Genomic DNA, 19,155 nt, shown 5'->3' with positions numbered 1-19,155 from the left:
CCCGGCCGGGTGTCGCGTCGGCGCCGCCGCACCTCAGAGCAGCGACAGGTGTACGTGGTTGGTGTGGTCGCTGGACGGGTCGCCGTGCGCGCTGCCGTACGACTTCCAGCCGGTGGCCGGGAACCAGATCTGCCGGTACCAGATCACGTAGAGGATGCCGAGCCGGTCGGCGTTGCGGACCAGGAACGCGGCGAGGTTGTTGCCGTACGTCCGGTCGCCGCCCCTGGCGTCGCCGCCGAACCCGCGCTTCTCGGCGGAGAAGTCGCAGGCCCGGCCCTTCGGGTGCTCGTACGGCCCGCCCGGGCGGAAGCAGGAGGTGAACCGGGTGAAGCCGGCCCGGCGCGCCTCGGTCAGCGCGTGCAGGGTGCGGGGGGTGACGCAGCCGCTGGTGGTCGGGTCCGGTTGGCTGCAGGTCTGGGCCGGCCACGACCCGTCGGCGTCGCGCGGCGCGGACCGGGCCACCGGTGACTCGACGGCCACGAACCCCCTGGTCGACTCGCCGCCGACCAGCGCCAGCGCCCGTTCGGCGGCCTGCTTCTGCTTGACCATCACGGCAAGCTGCCGGCGCTCCTCGGTGACCTCGGCGTCGAGGGCGAGTTTCGCCCGGACGAGCCGGGCCCGGGCCTGGCCCAGCTGGCGGAGCCGGTGGTTGTCCCGCAGGGCCATGGTCTCCAGACCCCGGGCGCGTTCCAGGAAGTTGTCGGCCGAGGTGCTGCCGAGCAGCACCAGCACCGGGCCGATCCGACCGGTCCGGTACGCGTTGCGGGCGACCTGTTCGACCTCGGGCACCAGTTCCGCGATCCGGGCCTCGACCCGGCGTACCTCGGCGGCGAGTTTCGCCTGCCGGGTTTTCGCGTTCGCGAGCGCGGCCCGGGCCTGCAGATAGCCCCGGCCGGTGGCTTCGAGCACGTCCCGGATGAGCGGTGTGCCACCCTCGTCGCCGGCCGGGGCGGCGGGGTCGAGCGCCGCCGACGCCGTACCGGGGCGGACCGCGGTCGTGGCGAGCGCGCCGACGGCGACGAGCAGCGCCAAGGCCAGTGGTAATCGTGGACGTCCGGATCCTGTCATGCAAGCCCCTCCGTCGGCCGACCACCGGGCCGGCTGACCGGGCGTACGCCGTGACGGGCGCGCTGCGCCCGATGCGGCGGTGGATTCTCCGGTCAGCTGGGCCCCGGCTCGCCCGGAGGGCGAATCGGCGGCGGTCACGCCGGCGCGGAGGGGTGCGCCACCGGGCGAAACCGTGGCCAGCTTACCGAACCGGCCAGTGCGACATGCCGAAAAGAGGGATTGACCAGCAACTTCCACCGAAAGAGTGGATCAGGTGCCATTTCGCCCCGTGGGTGTGCCGTCAGCGTTCGTAGCGCTCGCCGCTGGAGGGCTGCCCGGTCGCGTCCCGGGGCGGCAGTCGGCGCAGGTCGTCGAGGCTGCGTGCCTTCGCCGCCTCGTCCGTCCAGCGCTTCGGGTCGGGACCGTGCTCCCCGGCCTTCTGTTCCGGGTTGGCGGTGGACTTCGACTTGCCGGACTTCTGGCGGGCCATCACATTCCTCACCTTCGTCGCGTACGTCGTGGAGCGTCGGCCAGCCGGCCTCCGGATCACCGCGTTCCCCACCGCCGGGAGGGCAAACGGGGGCCGCCCGTCGGGGGGACCGCTCCGGATGCGTCCAGCGGCGCCCCGGTCACCGCTCGTGGTCGCCGGCCTCGGGCCGCCTCACATCCGGGCTCTCAACACGTCGAACTCGCAGCCGGGCTCGGCCGGGTCGAAGCCGTGCTCGGCCAGCCAGCGGGCCGCCACCAGGCTGCGCCACGACCACCATCCGCGGATCACGTCGCGGTCGACGTCGGCGCCGTAGCCGGCGACCACGTCGTCAAGGTGCTCCTCGTGTCCGAGCGTCAGGACGGCGAGGTCGTACAGGGCATCACCCTGGGCCGCCTCGGACCAGTCGATCACACCGGTGATCGTGTCATCGTCGTCGACGAACACGTGGGTCAGCTGCAGGTCACCGTGGATGAACACCGGTTTCCACGGTCGGAGCGCAGCCTCGGCAACCTCGCGGTTGCGGGCGACCAGTTCGGCGGGCAGGACGCCGCTCGTGACGAGCGCCTCGCATTCGCCGTCCAGGCGGGACACGAGTTCGTCGAGGCGCCGACCGGGCCACGGCGGCAGGGGCGCGTCGTGCAGTGCCCGTACGGCCGCACCCGCCGCGGCCCACGCCGCCGCTGACACGGGCGACGGCTCGCCGAGGCGGCCCAGTGCGACCCCGGGCACGGCGGCGAGCGCGAGCACCGGGGGCTTGCGCCAGAGGACCTGCGGAGTCGGGATCGGCGCCAGGGCCATCGCCTCGACCTCGACGTCGATGCGCGTCTGATCGGCGTCGATCTTCAGAAACACGTCGCCGACCCGCAGGGTCGCGCGCTCGTCATGGGCGACGACGACCTTGACCTCTTCCATGTCAGCCATTATCACGAAATGATCATCGGCGCCACCACAGGTTTATCGCGTACGACGCGACATGCGCCACGGCGCACGGAAAAGTGGTGGCCTCCCGCGAGGGTCAGTAGTCGCATCCTGGCTCGACTGGCTCCGGACGCGACGACCGAGCGGCGGCAGCAGACGGGAAAACGGGAGCACGCCACGCGGGTGCTACTCCGGTACACCGGACGCCTCGGCGATGCGGGTCCGTGGCGATGGCGCATCCTGCCGGCGGAACAACGGGCAGCCAGGGAAGACGCCGGAACCGACGCTGCTCGTGGCGCCCCTCCGGCAGCCGATCGAGACGTCCGGGGACCGCCCCGTCGTCCGGAAGCCGACTGAGGATGGTCCCGTACCACAGCAGGCCCGGCACATCCGGAAGGGCCGGGGACGGACGCCACAGCCGCACCTCCCGCCGAGCGAACCCGGGTAGCCCCCGGGCTGCGGGCGTCGATGGCGGGATTCCGGTGGAACCAGATACGACTGCCGGCGGTCCAACCTGACATGCGTGCGGTCGTCTCCCTCGGCTCTGTCCTGTTGGGCCTGCTCGTCGGCGCTCTCATGCTGCGGTCCGGCTGGGAGTTGCCGGTACGCATGTCCTGCTCAGGCGATACCTGCATGTCGCAGTCGTGGGTCGACGTCGACTGGGAGCGGGTCAACTGGGAACTGAAGCCGACCAGGATCGCCTGCTTCGAGCCCAACCCGGCCGACCACGACGTCCTGATCGGGCCCGGCGACGAGTGCGTGTCGTCCCGTGGCGACGTCGTCGAAGAACGGGCCAGCTACGAAGAACTGCGTGAAGAGATCCAACAACGGCGCATTCTGTCACTTGCGTTCGCCGGCGCCGCGATCGTGCTGCCACCGGTCCTCGTCGAAATGTGGTGGCGGCTTCGCCGCAGGCCGGCACCGACCGTACGCCGACTCCACGCTCCCCCGCCCTGAGCGTGGCAGATGAGCACGCCCCGCCAGCTTGATCGTGCAACAGCCGGTGGTGCTGGCTCGCGTTCGACCTGCCCAGCTTGGCCAACACCGCCGTGGCGACAGCGATCGCACACCTCTGTGGACAGCTGGGCGTTGCCGGGCCCGCCATCCATCCCCCGTAGTCTTCTTCAATGATGATCAATCCGATCGAGCTTGTCATCTTTGACTGCGACGGCGTGCTGGTCGACAGCGAGCGCATCGCGGTCCGCGTCCATGTCACGGTCGGCGCGGACCTTGGCTGGCCACTCACCGAGGCGGACGTGGTCGAGCGGTTCATCGGCCGGTCCCACGCGTCCATCCGGGGGTTGATCGCCGCCCGCCTCGGGCACGATGTGGCCGCGACCTGGGCCGAGCGGTTCGAGTTGGCACACCGCCGGGAGGTGGACGCCGGACTGACCGCGGTCGAAGGCATCACCGACGCGCTCGACGCGATCAGTCAGCCGACGTGCGTGGCCTCCAGCGGTACCCACGAGAAGATGCGGCACACCCTGGGCCGCACCGGACTGTACCGCCGCTTTGAGGGTCGCATCTTCAGTGCGACCGAGGTCGCCCGCGGCAAGCCCGCCCCAGACCTGTTCCTGCACGCGGCGGCGACCATGGGTGTCCCGCCTGCGGCGTGCGTCGTGGTCGAGGACAGCCTGTACGGCATGCAGGCGGCCCGCGCCGCCGGCATGCGCTGCCTCGGCTATGCGGGTGGACTGACTCCCGCCCGCCAGCTTGAGGGCGCCGCCACGGTGATCTTTGATGACATGCGCAAACTGCCGGCCCTGCTCGAAGAGGTCTGAGAGGTCCGACTGCGACAGCCTCCACTCCAGCAGCGACGAAGTTGAGTACGGTTCGCCGTCCGCCGGCCGGTTCGATCTGCCGGAGAAATGCCCGCCGAGTGGAGAGGCGGTTCACCGAACGTCCGCCTCATTGGCATTACGCAGGTAATCCTTGTCAAGCTGAGCATGACGCGCGTCGGTCGACGCGGCGCAGGGTCGGTCGTGACGCTGGGCAGGGGCAGAGACCGCCCACGGGCTGATGCGTGCCCTGGCGGCCGGTGGGTAAGGCGGATCGGACGGCCACGACGTACCGGCGAAGGGTGGAGGCGGACGGATGGAGACCCGGACGACCGAGACGACAGTTCCCACCGCCGGGGTGCAGCTCACCGGCGACCTGGTGGTCCCCGCGCAGGCCCGGGCGGTCGTGCTGTTCGCGCACGGCAGTGGCAGTTCCCGGCGCAGTCCACGCAACCGGTTGGTCGCCGACGCGCTCAACCGGCAGCACCTGGCCACCCTGCTGGTCGACCTGCTGACCGTCGCCGAGGAGGCGATCGACGACCGGACCGGCGAGCTGCGGTTCGACATCGGGCTGCTCACCGAGCGCCTGGCCGGCATCGTCGACTGGCTGGCCACCGGCGAGCCGGCCGGGCCGCTGCCGATCGGGCTCTTCGGCGCCAGCACCGGCGCCGCCGCCGCGCTGGCCACCGCCGCCGCCCGGCCGGACCAGGTGTACGCGGTCGTCTCCCGGGGCGGCCGGCCTGATCTGGCCGGTGCCGACCTGGGCCGGGTCCGGGCCGACACCCTGCTCCTGGTCGGCGGCCTCGACACCGAGGTGATCCGGCTCAACGAGCAGGCGCACGCCCAGCTGTCGGCCGAGGCGGAGTTGCGGGTGATCCCCGGGGCCAGCCATCTGTTCGTGGAGCCCGGCACCCTGGACCGGGTGGCCCGGGACGCCGCCGACTGGTTCACCGCCGCCCTGCCGCCCCGAAGTGCCGGATAGCCGCCGACGCCACCTCCCGGCACGCCGTGACGGATACCTATGAGCGTGGGCGGCTCATACTGAGGAGCATGACGGAGCAGCAGGACGCCAGTGCCACTGATCTCGGTTACCTGACCGGTGGGGCCCGGGCCGCGGTGCGTACCGGTCTCGCCATGCTGCACGCCCGTGGCCTGGTGGTCGCCGACCCGCCCGGCCGGCTCCGCCGTGCCGGGGTGCTGCCGGCCCGGCTCGAACCGCTCGAACGGGCGCTCTTCGGTGCGCTGCACGGTGCGATGGCGCCCCGTGAGGTGGCCAACCAGCCCCAGGTCCGACGGGCCCTGGCCGAGCACCGGGAGGGGTTGATCGGCCTCGGGCTGCTCCGCCCGGCCTGGCGGCGGATCGCGCTGCCGGCCATGCTGGTGCTGGTGCCACCGCTGCTGGTCGCCCGGCTGGTCGCCGACGACCTGGTCGGTGGCGGGGCGGCGCTGCTGATCGTGCTCGCCTTCGCCGTCTTCGCCAACCTGTTCCTGCCCCGGCAGACCGTCGCCGGTGCCCGGCTGCTCCGGGACGCCCGTCGACGGCATCCGGTACCGGGCGCGCCGGCCACCGATCCGGCGGCCGAGCCGGGCACGGCGGTGGCGTTGTACGGCGTGACCGCGCTGCGGATCCTGATGCCGCAGTTCGCCCGGGACAGCGGGTTGCTCCAGGAGGGGTGGTGGACGCGCCTGCTGGACGCCTTCCGCCCCGGCGTCCCGTCCCTGCCTGCCGGCGCGGTCTGACCGGTTCGGCCCGGGGTGTCGGGCCCGGAGCCGGGCTCAGTGTGGCCGGGAGGCCGGGAACCCGGTCGGTTCGGCGAGTACCGAGCGGGCGGTCTCGTCGGGCACGCCGAACGGCACCACCACCGGGAAGTTGTCGGAGCGGAACGAGAGCTCGTCCTCGGTGACCACGCCCACCTCGTGGTCAGCCAGGCCGGCGAGCCAGTGCAGGCCGGCGGCGCCCATCGCCACCCCGGCGGTGGCGAAGGCGTCGGCCCGCCCGAGGTCCGTGCCGACCACGGTGACCGAGGCGAGCGCCGTGGCCGGCGCGCCCCGGTACGGGTCGACCACGTGGAAACCCCGCTCGTACGTGCCGGAGGTGGCGATCGCGAAGTCGGTGCCGCCCAGCACCCAGCAGACCCGGTCCGGCTGCCACGGGTGACGGATCCCGATCCGCCACGGCTCGTCCGGCCGGGGCCCGCCCCGGGCCCGGATGTCGCCACCGGCGTTGAGCCAGTGTGAGCCGCAGCCGGCGGCGAGCAGCCGGTCCGAGGCGACCTGTACCGACCAGCCCTTCACGTAACCGGAGGGGTCGAACCGCCCGGTCGCGTACGCGTCGAAGTAGCCGTCGGTCTCCCGCCACAGGTCGGCGCAGGCCTCGACCACCAGCCGCAGGTCGGCGGAGCAGTCCTCGATGGACAGCTCGCCCCGGTCGAAGCGGTTGACCTCGCTGTCCGGCTTGTACGTGCTGAACCGCTCGTCCACCTCGCGGAACCAGTCGAAGACCTCGTCGGCGAGTTCCGCCAGGTGCCGCCGGGGCAGCGGATCGGCGAGCTGGACGCTGATCGGCGTACCCATGATCTGTTCGACCCGACGCAGTCCGGTGCTGCCCATCGGCTCAGGCCTTTGCCCTGTCGAGCGCGGACTGCAACGACGCCTGGTACGCCTCGCTGGTCAGGCTCGCCCCGGAGACGGTGGAGATCTTGGCGCTCTGCGCGGTGAGGACCTCCTGCCGCAGCTTCGGGATGGCCCGCTCGTTGACCGAGATGCTGGTCGGGTCGTCCTGCGGGTACGCGGCCGAGACGTCGGTGATCTTGCCGCCCTCGACGACCAGGGTGACCTTGATCCCGCCGTACGTGTAGTTCGCGGTCGCCCCGGCGAAGGTGCCGTCCTTCAGCCCGCTCGACGGCGGCTTGGTCGGCGGGTTGTTCTTCTTCGGCGGACTGCTCTGCTTGCCGCTCGGGGTCGCCTTCGGGCTCTCCGGGGCGCCGCCACCGGCCGCGCCGGCCTCGTCGTCGGTGAGTTCGAGCGCCACCTGGGTGCCGGTGCCGGGGGTCGGGGTGCCGAGTTTGGCTCCGATCAGCAGGCTGGTGCCGATGGCGGTGCCGAGTACGGCGAAGGCGGCGCGACGCACTTCTTCTCCTTCGTGGTGGGTCAGAACTCGAACGGGTCGAGGTGGATCTGTCGGCGGGGGACCCGGAGTTTGCGCAGGGTACGCAGCGAGACGTCGACCAGGCCGGGCGGCCCGCAGAGGTAGATGTCGCGGCGGCGGACGTCGGGGACGAGTTCCCGCATGCCCTTGGCGGTGAACAGGTGCCGGGGCGCCGGGTCCTCGCGGGAGCCGATCACGTACCAGACCTGGGCCTCGCGGGACCGGGCCAGCCAGTCCAGCTCGTCGCGGAAGAGCAGCTCCTCCTCGGTCCGGGAGCGGTAGATCACCACGGCGCGCTCGGGCAGGTCCTCCAGCAGCGCCCGGATCGGCGCGATGCCGCTGCCGCCCGCGATGAGCAGGGCCCGGGGCCGGATCGCCCGGTTGGCGGTGAAGACCCCGGAGGGCCCCTCGGCGAAGATCTTGGTGCCGGGTTCGAGGTACTGCAGCGACTCCGTGTGGTCGCCGACGATTTTGACGGTGAGGCGGAGCCACTGCTCGTTCGGCGCCGCCGACAGCGAGAACGGGTGCGCCTGCCACCAGCAGCCCTTGGTCAGGAACCGCCACCGGAAGTACTGCCCGGCCCGGGCGTCGAGCTCGTCGAGGCGCTGCCCGGAGATGTAGATCGACACCATGTCGGTGCCCTCCGGGACGACGTCCTCGACCTGCAGCCGGTGCCGAAGGTTGAACCGCAGCGGGGAGATAATCCGTCCCCAGAGGACGGAGACGATGACGAAGACGTAGAGGCCGGCCCAGAAGTAGCGGCCGAAGCCCGGCTTGACGAACTCCTGCCCGGTGGCGAACTGGTGCCCGTAGCTGAACAGCAGCACCAGATAGGTGCTCAGGTGCAGGTAGTACCAGAGCTCGTAGTTCATCCGGCGTCGGATGCCCCGGATGGCGAGCAGCGCGATCCCGACGATGATGGCGGTGGCGCCGACCGCGCTGAGCATGTCCTCGTACGTGCTCAGCAGGGTCCAGGTGCCGTCGACCAGCGGCTCGTTGGTGAGTTTGCTGTAGCCGACCGCGATCAGCGCGGCGTGGGCCAGGATCGCCAGCAGCAGGAAGGCGCCGAGTTCCCGGTGCCAGATGAGCAGCGAGTGTGCCCCGATCCAGCGTTCGAGCCACCGTACCCGGCTCATCAGCAGGACCTGGGCGAGCAGCAGGTAGCCGCCGACCAGGCCGGTCAGCCGACCACCGGCGACCAGCACGTCGGCGGTGGTGGTGATCGACCCGGTCGGGGTGTTCAGCCACCAGAGCTCCACTGTGGTGGCCAGCGCCGCCCAGAAGACGATGTGGAAGAAGAGCCGGCCACCCCGGTCGTAGACCTCGACCTCGGCGGTCTCCCGGTGCCGCGCGGCCTCCGCGCCGCCGGAGGGCCCGGGCCGCCAGGCGGGCGCGGTCTCCGCGTACGACCGGGGCTCCCGATCCCGGTCGCCGGACGGGTACGACCGGTCCGTACCGCCGCGGCGGGGGCGTTCCCGGGTGGGGTACGGGTCCGGATCCGGCTCGGCGTAGGTGTCCACGCCCCGGGTCGGGTACGGCTCGTAGTCCGGATAGGCGTCGCGATCCCGGCCCCGCGACGGTGGCCGGTCGTAGGGGTCGTCGTCCGACACCCGAGGTATCAGGCCGGTCACCCACTCGGTGAGGGGTTCGGCGGTCTCGACATCCCGGCGGCGTGTCACGTAACAGGTGTACCGGATCCCGACGCCACCGACGATCGGCTTAGGCCACACTTAAGATTCGTTTGGCGGCGGGCTAAGGAAGCCCGGTCGCGAACGACCCGGACGGCCCGTGTCGGGGCCCACCGGGTTTCGCTGCGCCGCCCGGCGGCCCGCCCCCCCAACGGGCCGCCCGCCCCCGTCGGCCGGCCCGCCCCCCGACGGGCCTCCAGCAGCTTGGACCGCCCCGCCACACAGCCACCACACGAATGCGTCCGCGCCCACCATCGACCATCCGAACCGGAGGGTGCGCCTTCCGGGCCGGCCCGGCGCCCGCCCCGGAGGCCCGGGCCGGCCGTACGTCGGGTGAACCACCGTCGGCGGTACCGTTACCCGTCGGTGACTGGCCACCGGCGGGTGCTGGGAGACGACGGATGAGGTTCGGTGTTCTCGGGCCACTGCGGGTCCGCCTGGACACCGGCGCGGAGGTGGTGCTGCGCAGCCGGCACCAGCGCACGGTGCTGGGCACCCTGCTGGTCGGCGCCGGGCAGGTGGTGGCGGTCGACCGGTTGGTCGAGGTGCTCTGGGCCGACCGCCCACCCGCGTCGTACGCCTCGAACCTGCAGACGTACGTCTCCCGGCTGCGGGAGCGGCTGCCCGGGGTGACGATCGACCACAGCGGCGACGGCTACCTGCTCCGGGTCGGCCCCGACGACCTGGACGTGCTGGTGTTCCGGCGTGAGATCGGGCTCGGCCGGGCGGCGATGGCCGCCGGCGACCCGGGTACGGCGGCCCGGCGGTTCCGGGCCGGCCTGCGGCAGTGGCGGGGCCGACCGCTGGCCGACCTGTCGGTGCCGCCCCTGGAACCCGAACTCGCCCGCTGGGAACTGGACCGGACCGGCGCCCAGGAGGAGTGTGTCGACGCCGAACTGGCGGCCGGCGGGGACCTCGGGACCGTGCTCGCCGAACTGCACCGGATGGTGGCCGAGCAGCCGCTGCGGGAACGGTCGCACGCCCAGCTGATGCTGGCGCTGGCCCGGGCCGGCCGCCGTGCCGACGCCCTCGCCGCCTACCGGCACGCCCGGAATCTCCTGGTCACCGAGTTGGGCCTGGAACCGGGCCCCGAGCTGCGTCGGGCGCATCGGGCGGTCCTGCACGGTGAGGAGCCGGTGGCGGTCGGGTCGGCCCCGGAGTCCGGGACGCCGTTCCCGGTCTGCCAGCTGCCACCGGCCGCACCGGGTTTTGTCGGCCGCGCCGACCGCATCGAACGGATCGCGAGGCTGCTGGAGCCGGGCGTCGGCGTGGTGCCGGTGGTCGCGGTCTCCGGACAGCCCGGGGTGGGCAAGACCGCGCTGGCGGTGACGGTGGCACACCGGCTCCGGGGCCGGTTTCCGGACGGGCAGCTCTTCGTCCACCTCGCCGGTGCCTCGGCGGCACCCCGCGATCCGGCCGGCGTCCTCGCCGACCTGCTCCGGAGCCTGGGGGTGCCCGGCACCGCCGTACCGCAGAACCTCACCGCCCTGGCTGCGGTCTACCGGGCCCGGCTCGCGGACCGGCGGATACTGGTGGTCCTCGACGACGCCGCGACCGCCGCCCAGGTCCGCCCGCTGCTGCCGGGCACCCCGGGCAGTGCGGTGCTGGTCACCAGCCGACGTCGGCTCAGCGACCTGATCGACGCCCGGCACGTACCGGTCGGCCCGCTGACCGACCGCGAGACCCGGGACCTGCTCGCGCACGTGGTCGGTCCGGACCGGGTGGCTGGTGAACCCGTCCCCGCCGCCCGGATCGCCGCCGCCTGCGGCAACCTCCCACTCGCCGTCCGGATCGCGGGCACCCGGCTGGCGACCCGGTCCTGGCCGCTGGCCGTACTCGCGGACCGGCTCGACGACGAGCGACGGCGCCTGGACGAACTGGCCGCCGGTGACCAGCAGGTCCGGGCCAGCCTCGCGCTCAGCGTCCGGGCCCTCTCCCCGGCGGCGCGGGAGGCGTTTGTGCTGCTCGGCACCCTTGGGCCGGTCAGCTTCGCCGGGTGGGCGGTCGCCGAGCTGCTCGACCGCGCCGACCCGGACCGGGTCCTCGACGAGTTGGTGGAGGCGAACCTGCTGGAGGTGGCCTGCCCGACCGACCGCACCGAGCCGCGGTACCGGCTGCACGACCTGCTCCGGGTCTACGCCGAGGAACTCGCCGCCGGTGACCTGACCGGACCGGATCAGGCCGCCCGACCGGGCGGCCCCGCCACCGCCGGGCGGAACCGGCTGCTGGCGACCGCCGCCGCGCTGGCCGGCGCCGCCGCCCGACGGCTGCCGCGCACCCTGACCTGGGCCCGACCGGAGGAGCCGGCCGACCCGGTACGACCGACCCGTAGCGGCGTCGAACGCCTTGTCGCCGCCGACCCGCTCGGCTGGCTCGGCGCCGAACTCGACTTCCTGGTCAACCTGATCGGTCTGGCCGGGCACCGCGCCGTCGACCGGGACGGACCCACTGCCGATCGGGCCGCGATCGTCCTGGCCGAGCGGCTGGCGCCGTTCCTCTGGGTGCACGGACACTGGACCGCGTTGCGGCTCGCGCAGCGGCTGGCCGGAGCGGCGGCGGCCCGGACCGGTGACGAGCGGGCGTTGGCGCGTACCGAGTTTGTCGAGGGGGTGCTCTGCCTGGCCCGGGGCGACCTGGCCGGGGCCGCCGAGCGGCTGCGCAGCGGCGAGGCCCGGTTCACCCGGTTCGCCGACCGGCACGGCCTGGCCTGCCTGCTCAGCGACCTGGCGGTGCTCTACGACTACCAGAACCGGGCCGAGGAGGCGGCCGCCACGGCACAGCGGGCGGTGCAGCTGTTCCGCGCCGAAGGTGACCCGCTCGGCGCGGTGCTGGCCGCCCCGGTGCTCTCCGCCGCCTACCGGGGTCTGGGCCGGCTCGACGAGGCGTTGGCGGTGGACCGGGCGGCGGTCACCGAGGCCGCCGACCTCGGCGTACCGGAGATCGTGACGGCCCGGTGCCTCAACGCGCTCGCGGTGACCCGACTGCTGCGCGACGAGCCGGGACTGGCGTACGGCGCGGCGGAGCGGGCGGTGACGCTGCTGGAGACCGTCGGCGACCGGTACGTACTGCTGGCCGCCCTGCGGCACCTCGCCTCGGCCGCGATCTGCCTCGGGCGGCGTACCGAGGCGATCGACCGGCTCCGGCAGAGCCACGAACTGGCGGTGCAGCTCGGTGACCGGCCGTGGGCCACCGGACTGGCCCGGGACCTGGCGGTCGGCTGGATCGGGGAGGGACGGGCGGCGGCGGCGGTCGAGGTGCTGCGCGACTGTGCCCGTGCCTTCGGCGAGATGGAGATGCCGGCGACCCAGGCCGCCACGCTGCACATGCTCGCCCGGGCGTACGACGAGACCGGGCAGCCGGAGGCCGCCCGGGACGCCCGGCTCTGGGCGGACCTGCTCGCCGATCCCCGGGACATCCGTACCCCGGCGTTGGCGAACATCGTGCTGCGGCTGGCCGAACCGGATTCGTCCGACCCCTCCGGCGGCCCGGACGGCGGTACCGACGAGGACGGGAGCCGCTGCCGGGCCACGGCGGGGGAAAGCGTCGTACCGCGTCGGTAGGGTCGGCGGGTGAACCGTACCGACCGGCTCTACGCCCTGGTGGAAGAGTTGCGGGCGGTCGCGCCGCGACCGCGCAGTGCGCGCTGGCTCGCCGCGCGGTTCGAGGTCGACGCCCGCACCATCCGGCGCGACATCGGCGCCCTGCAGGAGTCCGGCGTACCCATCTATCCCGAGCGGGGCCGGCGCGGCGGCTACGTGCTGGACCGCGCCTACACCCTGCCGCCGGTCAACATCACCCCACGGGAGGCGATCGCCGCCGCGGTCGCCCTGGGGACGATGGCCGACACCCCGTTCCTCGACGACGCCCGGTCGGCGCTCTACAAGCTCCTCGCAGTGATGTCGCCGTCCGATGTGGAGGCCGCGCGCCAGGTGGCGGACCGCATCCACCTCGGCGCCCCGGAGCGGTCGGCGACGCCGGCCCGCCAGGTGTTGCGTACCGCCGGCGACGCCGTCGTCCGGCGGACCGTACTGGCGATCGAGTACGTCGACCGGCACGGCCGCGCCTCGCACCGGCTCATCGAACCGGTGGAACTGCTCGGCGCCGGCCACCAGTGGTACCTGGTCGGCTGGTGCCGGCTCCGCCAGGAGGTGCGCGGGTTCCGGCTGGACCGGATGCGCCGGGCGTCGGCGACCGACGAGGTCGCCCCGCCCCGGTCGGTCGGCGCCGCCTGGCGGAGCCGGTTCGAACTGGCGACGGCCCCGCTGAACCTGCCCGGCATGATGTCGTCCTGAGCCTCTGATCAGGCAATTTCCGTCGCGAAAAGCGGACAGGATGGTGCCTCGGGACAGGTCGAGAATGGTGGTTGATGACGTTCGGCGCGGGCAGCGCGAACGACCGGTGCGCCGGCTGCCGGACACCGCCCCCACGGGAGGAAGTCTCGCCATGACCATCAACACCAACCACAGCTCGGCCCTGCTCCCCGTCGACCCCCGGCCGAGGCTCTGGGACAACTGGGTGGCCCTGCGCAACGGTGACCTGACGCTGGTCGACGAGATCGTCGCTCCCGTCCTGACCGTCCACCTGCCGAGCGTCGGCGACGGCCCGGCCCGGCTGCGTGGTCGGGGCGAACTGCTCTCCTGGCTGTCGGCGGCGCACACCGCCCACCCCGGGCTGCGGCTGACCGTCCAGGTCGGCCCGATCATCGGTCCGGACCTGGTCGCCGGCCGGTGGACCTGCACCGGTCTCCGCCCAGGACGGCAGCCCACCCGTCGGCTCCGGTCGGTCGGGACCGTCTCGGGCGTCGACATCATCCGGATCGAGGGCGACCGGATCGTCGAGTGCTGGAGTCACGACGACGCCCACGCGGGGCAGGACCGGGCGGCCGCGTACGCCGCCGCCTGACCGTGGTCGGGGACGGGCCGGGGCCGGTCCGTCCCCGATCCTCGCTCAGTTCGGTGCCGGCTCGCCCCGGTACGTGCCGAACGACCAGCGGTTGCCCTCCGGATCACGTACCAGGAACTCGCGTGAGCCGTAGCTGGTCTCCTGCACCTCCCGGACCAGTTCGGCGCCGGCCGCGACCGCTCGGGCGCAGAGCCGGTCCGGATCGTCCGTCACCGCGTACGCGCCGAAGGTGCCGGGCAGCAGCGGCCACGGGTCGTCGGCCCGGTCGGAGGCAGTGCCCAGCATGATCCCGCCGCCCGGGGGCCACCGGAGCTGCGCATGGTGTACGACGTCACCGTCGGCGCTGACCGAAACCTCTTCGAAGCCGAAGGCGTCGACGAGAAAACTGATCAACTGTCGGGCGTCCCGGGCTCGTAACGTGGGCCAGACCTGGGGCGGAGGAGGTTCGGCTGTCATGCCGACGATTCTGTCGGCGGGTCGACGCGGCCGGCTTGGACGTTTCGGAACTCCTCCGCCAGCCAGCGGCTCGGCGGGCAGCCGGCGAATTCGCGGAAGTCCCGGTCGAGGTGGGCCTGGTCGTAGTAACCCGCCACCGCGGCGACCTCGGCCAGCCCGGCCGCCGGGCCCCCTGGTCGGGCTCCGGGCTGCGGCAGGCGTCGGGTCTGGTCCCGCTGCGCCGGGCCTCCGATCCGGCTCTGCGGCAGGCGTCCGGCCTGGCGCTGCAGCAGGCGTCGGGCCCGGTCGAACCGGACCACCCGGGCGGCCCGTTTCGGGCTCAGTCCGACCTCGACGCCGAACCGGCGACTCAGGTACCGGCCGCTCCAGCCGGTCTGCCGGGCCAGTTCACCCACCGGCACCGTCCCACCGCTGGCCAGCAGGCGGTGCCAGGCCCGGACCAGTTCGGCCGGCGGCCCGGCGCCAGCGTCAAGACGGCGGACGAGCAGCCGGTCGAGCACGTCGAACCGCTCGCTCCAGCTGGCAGCACCGAGTAGTCGTTCCCGCAGTTCCCCGGCGAACGGGCCGAGCACCAGGTCGGCGCTGAGATCGGCGGCGGCGAGCTCGCCGGCCGGCAGGCCGAGCAGCGCCCGTGCGCCGAGTGGGGAGAGGCTGAGCTGGACGCCCGACTGTCGACCGTCGTGCTCGATCAGCGCCGGTGCGGTGTGCAGACCGCCGACGAGCGTGTCGTACCGGCCCGGTGGGGTGCGCGGATCCGGGTGGGCGGTGACCACCAGCGGATCGTCGAGCGTGATGATCAACGTCAGGTGTGGCGACGGCAGGCCCCGGTGCCGGCCGGGCGGAACGCCACGGTCCCGGTAGCCGACGTACGGGGCGAGGAACGGGCGCAGCGGCGGCGCGGGCAGCCGCTGCACCAGTTCCGACCGCGGTTCGGGCACCACGTGGGAAGTCTAGGCCGGAAGTCTGGGCCGGTCAGGCGTCGTCCGTGGGCAGTCGCCGGGCGACCAGGACGGCGTCGTGGATGGTGATCTCCCGCCCTTCGGGGTCGACTGTGGTACGTGGCCGGGCCTCGGCGGCGGTGACCTTCCACCCGGCCGGGTCGAGGGTGGCGGCGACCTCCTCGGCGGTGAACATCATGTCCGGGAAGTGCATCCGGTGCGCCGAGGTGCGCAGGTCCGACGGATGGTGACCGACGATCAGCAGGGTTCCGCCCGGAGCCACCGCGTCCGCCAGCCGCCGGAACAACTCCTGCCGCTGTGCGCTCGGCAGGTGCATGAACTGGGACGAGACCAGGTCGTACCCGCCCTCGGGCAGCGGCCGGCCACGCAGGTCGGCGTGCAGCCAGTCGATCCGGCCGGCGACCTCCGCCCCGGCGGACGCCGCGTTCGCCGCGCCGCGTTGCAACGCCGTGGTGGAGATGTCGACCGCGGTCACCTGCCAGCCGCGCCGGGCCAACCAGACCGCGTCGGCGCCCTCGCCGCTGCCGACGTCGAGGGCCCGGCCGGGTGCCAGGTCGGTCGCCTCGGCGACAAGCTGCGGGTTCGGCTGTCCGCTCCAGATCGCCGGCCGGCCCTGGTAACGCTCCTCCCAGGCGGCCTCCTCGAACAGGGTGCGCACCTGCTCCCGGTACGCCCGCACGGCGGCCCGGGTCTCCTCGTCGACCAGGTCCGCGTTGATCGCCGCACCCGCGTTCAACCCCGCCGCGGCGGCGGAGAGCACCTGGGCACGTATGTCGGCGACGTTGCCGGCCACCCAGACCCCGGCCACCCCGGTCGCCCCGGTCGGGTCGGCGTTGATCTGACTGCCGACCACGTGACCGTTGATCTCGACGTCGACCGGCTCCAGTCCCAGTGACTCCAGGACCGCACTGCGGGCGGTGAGCCGGGGCGCGACGACAACCGCGTCGAGCGCGATCACCTCGCCGGAGTCGAGACGTACCCCGGTCAGGGCGTTGTCGGTGGCCTCGACCGCCGCGACCGGCCCGGGTACGACGACGATGCCGCGTGCCGCGAGCCGCTCCGCCTCCTCGGCGTTCGGCGGCGGGGTGTGGTGCGACAGGAGCAGCACCTCGGAACTCCACTGCCGCCACAGTTCGGCCTGGTGCACGGCGAGCGGCCCGGTCGCGAGTACGCCGATCCGCCGGTCCCGGACCTCCCAGCCGTGGCAGTACGGACAGTGCAGCACCTGCTGTCCCCACCACCGGGCCAGTCCGGGCACGTCCGGCAGTTCGTCGACGCCGCCGGTCGTCACCAGCAGTCGCCGGGCCCGGGTCTGCCGCCCGTCGTCCAGGGTGACCTGGAAGCCGTCGCCGTCCCGGGTCGCCGCCTCGACCCGGCCGGTGACGATCTCGCCGCCGTACCGGGTCACCTCGGCGTTCCCGAGGGCCAGCAGTTCCGCCGGCGGCGTACCGTCCCGGGTCAGGAAGTTGTGTACGTGTCCGGCCGGTGCGTTGCGGGGCTGCCCGGCGTCGATCACCAGTACCGAGCGGCGTGCCCGGGCCAGGGCCAGCGCGCCATTCAGCCCGGCGGCGCCGCCGCCGACCACGACCACGTCGTACGTCTTGTCCATCCGCTTCTCCCTGCTGTCCGTCGCTGGGTCCACGGTCCGACGCGGCGGCCGACCTGACAAGTATTCTTGCCGGTATGGCAAACGACGCCCGGCGGCCCGGGGCCCCGGATCCCGGCGACCCGGCGTCCGGTGACGGTCCGGACCTCTCCGGTGTGCTGGCCGGGGTCGGTCCGCGCCTGCGCGCGTTGCGCAAGCAGCGGGGCACCACCCTGACCCAGCTCGCCGAGCTCACCGGCATCTCGGTCAGCACCCTGTCGCGGTTGGAGTCCGGCGGTCGTAAGCCCACCCTGGAACTGCTGCTGCCGCTGGCCCGGGCCCACCAGGTGGCCCTGGACGAGCTGGTCGGCGCCCCACCCACCGGGGATCCGAGGGTGCACGCCCGGCCGATCGTCCGGCACGGCATGACGTTCCTGCCGCTGACCCGCCGCCCGGGTGGGCTGCAGGCCTTCAAGCAGATCCTGCCGGCCAACCCCTCCGCCGAGCTGCGCCAGCAGACCCATGAGGGCTACGAGTGGCTCTACGTCCTCTCCGGCCGGGTACGTCTGTTGCTCGGCGAGCACGACCTGGTGCTGACCCCGGGCGAGGTTGTCGAGTTCGACACCCGGGTGCCGCACTGCGTGACCAATCCGGGGCCGGGCACCGCCGAACTGCTCACCCTCTTCGGTCCGCAGGGCGAGCGCCTGCACGTACGGGCCCGGCCGACGAAGCGTTGACCCGGGCTGCCTGGGCCGGTTTGTCCGGTCTTCGGTCGGGTAAGGGTCGGCGACGCGGGGGAGGGGGACCTGACGCACCCGGGTATCCGTCACCGGGCCGGTGGCGGCCCCGGCTCTGGCCCCGGCTCTGGCCCCGGCTCCGGCCCCGGCTCCGGCCCCGGCTCCGGCCCTGGCTCTGGCCCTGGCCCCGGCTCCGGCCGCCCGGCGGGTTCGTCGCCGGGTCCGTCGGTCTCCGGGCCGTGGTCGCCCCCGGAGCGTCCGGTGCCGGGCGCACCGACGGCGGTGTCGGCGGCCCGGCGTTCGTCGGCCACCGTCTTGAACACGTTGTAGAGGACCGCCGTGATCGGGACCGCGACGAAGGCGCCGACGATGCCGCCGAGCAGGGTGCCGGCGGTGACCGCGAGCAGCACCACGACGGGGTGCAGGCGTACCTGACGTTTCATGATCAGGGGTTCGAGCAGGTTTCCCTCGGTCTGCTGTACCGCGATCACCGCCGCCAGCACGAGCAGCGCCGTCGTCGGCCCCTTGGCGGCCAGCCCGACCAGCACCGCGATACTGCCGGCGACGGTCGCGCCGATGATCGGCACGAACCCGCCGAGGAACGTGATCACGGTCAGCGGCAGGGCCAGCGGGACCCGGAGCAGGACCAGGGCGAGCCCGATGCCGGCCGCGTCGATCGCGGCGATCATCATGGTGCCCCGGGTGTACGCCCCCAACGTCCGCCAACCGGCCCGGCCCGCCTTCGCGGCGACCGGCCGGGACCGCTCCGAGACCCGGCCGAGGACCCAGTACCACATCGGGCGGCCGTCCTTGAGCAGGAAGAACAGCAGCACCAGGACGAGCAGCAGACCACCGGCCGCCTCCGCGACGGTGGCCGCGCCGCTGACCGGGTCCGGCGCCGAGCGCCGTATACCGCCGACCGCCCGCTGCGTCCACTGGTCCAGTTGCTCCCGGCTGATCGGCAGTGCCGAGGTGAGGAAGTCCCGGGTCCGGTCCAGCCCCTGGTCGAGTTGCTGCGCCAGATCGGAGAACTGGTCGGCGGTCAGCCGCCAGACCAGGACGATCGCCCCACCCAGTACACCGAGCAGCAGCAGTACCGAGACGAGTGCGGCCAGCGCGGGCGGAAACCGGTGCCGGCGCAGCAGGCTGGCCACCGGGTCGAACATCGCGGCCAGGAAGAGGGTGGCGGCCAGGGCGATGCTCAGCGGGGCGAGTTTGGTGGCGATCTCCGCGAGGACGTACGCCCCGGCGGCGAGGACGAGCAGGCAGAGGCTGGCCAGCACCGCCCAGCGCAGCAGCCACGGGAGGCGGTCCAGCAGGTGCCCGCGGTACCCGCCGCGTCCGTCCGACCGGTCGGCCGCCCTGTCCATCTCCGCCTCCTGTCGGCCCGAGTGTCCTGGTTACCCACCGGACGGGCCGACAACACCTGCCACCGCCCGCCGGCGTG

Annotated in this window: 18 protein-coding genes; 8 read left to right on the top strand and 10 right to left on the bottom strand. The window is 73.3% G+C overall.

From position 1 onward, the window contains the following. Positions 1 to 33: 33 nt before the first annotated feature. The 3 genes from ABGB05_RS08690 to ABGB05_RS08680 form a co-directional block, all read right to left on the bottom strand. Positions 34 to 1,068 (bottom strand): hypothetical protein, encoded by a 1,035-nt coding sequence (locus tag ABGB05_RS08690; protein ID WP_347652685.1) that lies wholly within the window; start codon positions 1,066 to 1,068, stop codon positions 34 to 36. A gap of 280 nt (positions 1,069 to 1,348) precedes the next feature. Then, positions 1,349 to 1,537 carry a hypothetical protein gene (locus ABGB05_RS08685; RefSeq protein ID WP_347652684.1) on the bottom strand — a complete coding sequence of 63 codons (189 nt, stop codon included), beginning with the start codon at positions 1,535 to 1,537 and terminating at the stop codon, positions 1,349 to 1,351. Positions 1,538 to 1,708: 171 nt separating this feature from the next. Next, on the bottom strand, positions 1,709 to 2,449 hold the full coding sequence (locus ABGB05_RS08680) for a phosphotransferase (protein ID WP_347652683.1): 741 nt from the start codon (positions 2,447 to 2,449) through the stop codon (positions 1,709 to 1,711). A 558-nt stretch (positions 2,450 to 3,007) separates the two neighbouring features. Here ABGB05_RS08680 and ABGB05_RS08675 point away from each other — a divergent pair. The 4 genes from ABGB05_RS08675 (at position 3,008) to ABGB05_RS08660 (ending at position 5,973) form a co-directional block, all read left to right on the top strand. Further along, the gene (locus tag ABGB05_RS08675) at positions 3,008 to 3,412 is read left to right on the top strand and encodes a hypothetical protein (protein WP_347652682.1); all 405 of its coding nucleotides are present in this window, start codon (positions 3,008 to 3,010) and stop codon (positions 3,410 to 3,412) included. Between the two features lie 173 nt (positions 3,413 to 3,585). Further along, positions 3,586 to 4,236 (top strand): HAD family hydrolase, encoded by a 651-nt coding sequence (locus ABGB05_RS08670; protein WP_347652861.1) that lies wholly within the window; start codon positions 3,586 to 3,588, stop codon positions 4,234 to 4,236. A gap of 313 nt (positions 4,237 to 4,549) precedes the next feature. Continuing rightward, the gene (locus ABGB05_RS08665) at positions 4,550 to 5,215 is read left to right on the top strand and encodes a hydrolase (protein WP_347652681.1); all 666 of its coding nucleotides are present in this window, start codon (positions 4,550 to 4,552) and stop codon (positions 5,213 to 5,215) included. Between the two features lie 68 nt (positions 5,216 to 5,283). Continuing rightward, entirely contained in the window at positions 5,284 to 5,973 is a 690-nt protein-coding gene (locus tag ABGB05_RS08660; protein ID WP_347652680.1) for a TIGR04222 domain-containing membrane protein, read from the top strand. Between the two features lie 36 nt (positions 5,974 to 6,009). Here the strand turns inward: ABGB05_RS08660 and ABGB05_RS08655 are convergent, their stop codons facing one another. Genes ABGB05_RS08655 through ABGB05_RS08645 form a run of 3 tightly spaced genes read right to left on the bottom strand, consistent with a single transcriptional unit; the run spans position 6,010 to position 9,060 of the window. Continuing rightward, positions 6,010 to 6,807, bottom strand: a complete 798-nt coding sequence (locus ABGB05_RS08655; protein ID WP_347652860.1) for an FAD:protein FMN transferase — start codon at positions 6,805 to 6,807, stop codon at positions 6,010 to 6,012. Between the two features lie 40 nt (positions 6,808 to 6,847). After that, positions 6,848 to 7,363 carry an FMN-binding protein gene (locus tag ABGB05_RS08650; protein WP_347652679.1) on the bottom strand — a complete coding sequence of 172 codons (516 nt, stop codon included), beginning with the start codon at positions 7,361 to 7,363 and terminating at the stop codon, positions 6,848 to 6,850. A 20-nt stretch (positions 7,364 to 7,383) separates the two neighbouring features. Then, positions 7,384 to 9,060, bottom strand: a complete 1,677-nt coding sequence (locus tag ABGB05_RS08645; RefSeq protein WP_347652678.1) for a ferredoxin reductase family protein — start codon at positions 9,058 to 9,060, stop codon at positions 7,384 to 7,386. A 410-nt stretch (positions 9,061 to 9,470) separates the two neighbouring features. On the opposite strand from ABGB05_RS08645, the gene ABGB05_RS08640 reads away from it, so the two are divergent. From ABGB05_RS08640 to ABGB05_RS08630, 3 genes are all read left to right on the top strand, one after another. Then, on the top strand, positions 9,471 to 12,629 hold the full coding sequence (locus ABGB05_RS08640) for a BTAD domain-containing putative transcriptional regulator (RefSeq protein ID WP_347652677.1): 3,159 nt from the start codon (positions 9,471 to 9,473) through the stop codon (positions 12,627 to 12,629). Between the two features lie 9 nt (positions 12,630 to 12,638). Continuing rightward, positions 12,639 to 13,361 carry a WYL domain-containing protein gene (locus ABGB05_RS08635; protein WP_347652676.1) on the top strand — a complete coding sequence of 241 codons (723 nt, stop codon included), beginning with the start codon at positions 12,639 to 12,641 and terminating at the stop codon, positions 13,359 to 13,361. 151 nt (positions 13,362 to 13,512) lie between these two features. Continuing rightward, on the top strand, positions 13,513 to 13,971 hold the full coding sequence (locus ABGB05_RS08630; RefSeq protein ID WP_347652675.1) for a nuclear transport factor 2 family protein: 459 nt from the start codon (positions 13,513 to 13,515) through the stop codon (positions 13,969 to 13,971). A gap of 45 nt (positions 13,972 to 14,016) precedes the next feature. Here ABGB05_RS08630 and ABGB05_RS08625 read toward each other — a convergent pair whose 3' ends face one another. Genes ABGB05_RS08625 through ABGB05_RS08615 form a run of 3 tightly spaced genes read right to left on the bottom strand, consistent with a single transcriptional unit; the run spans position 14,017 to position 16,995 of the window. Further along, a complete protein-coding gene (locus ABGB05_RS08625; RefSeq protein WP_347652674.1) occupies positions 14,017 to 14,427 on the bottom strand; it encodes a VOC family protein in 411 nt (136 codons plus the stop codon). Then, positions 14,424 to 15,368, bottom strand: coding sequence for a helix-turn-helix domain-containing protein (locus tag ABGB05_RS08620; protein ID WP_347652673.1), 945 nt, complete (start codon positions 15,366 to 15,368; stop codon positions 14,424 to 14,426). The genes ABGB05_RS08625 and ABGB05_RS08620 overlap by 4 nt, the downstream gene beginning before the upstream one ends. A 31-nt stretch (positions 15,369 to 15,399) precedes the next feature. Further along, the gene (locus tag ABGB05_RS08615) at positions 15,400 to 16,995 is read right to left on the bottom strand and encodes an FAD-dependent oxidoreductase (protein WP_347652672.1); all 1,596 of its coding nucleotides are present in this window, start codon (positions 16,993 to 16,995) and stop codon (positions 15,400 to 15,402) included. Positions 16,996 to 17,069: 74 nt separating this feature from the next. On the opposite strand from ABGB05_RS08615, the gene ABGB05_RS08610 reads away from it, so the two are divergent. Next, entirely contained in the window at positions 17,070 to 17,708 is a 639-nt protein-coding gene (locus ABGB05_RS08610) for an XRE family transcriptional regulator (protein ID WP_347652671.1), read from the top strand. 89 nt (positions 17,709 to 17,797) lie between these two features. On the opposite strand, the gene ABGB05_RS08605 is transcribed toward ABGB05_RS08610, so the two are convergent. Then, complete coding sequence (locus ABGB05_RS08605) at positions 17,798 to 19,078, bottom strand: AI-2E family transporter (protein WP_347652670.1); 1,281 nt, start codon at positions 19,076 to 19,078, stop codon at positions 17,798 to 17,800. Positions 19,079 to 19,155 lie beyond the last annotated feature (77 nt).

The sequence above is a fragment of the Plantactinospora sp. B5E13 genome (assembly GCF_039871775.1).
Classification (GTDB): Bacteria; Actinomycetota; Actinomycetes; order Mycobacteriales; family Micromonosporaceae; genus Plantactinospora.
The sequence above is the reverse complement of the archived record's forward strand: the minus strand, read 5'-3'. Positions and strand labels throughout refer to the sequence as shown.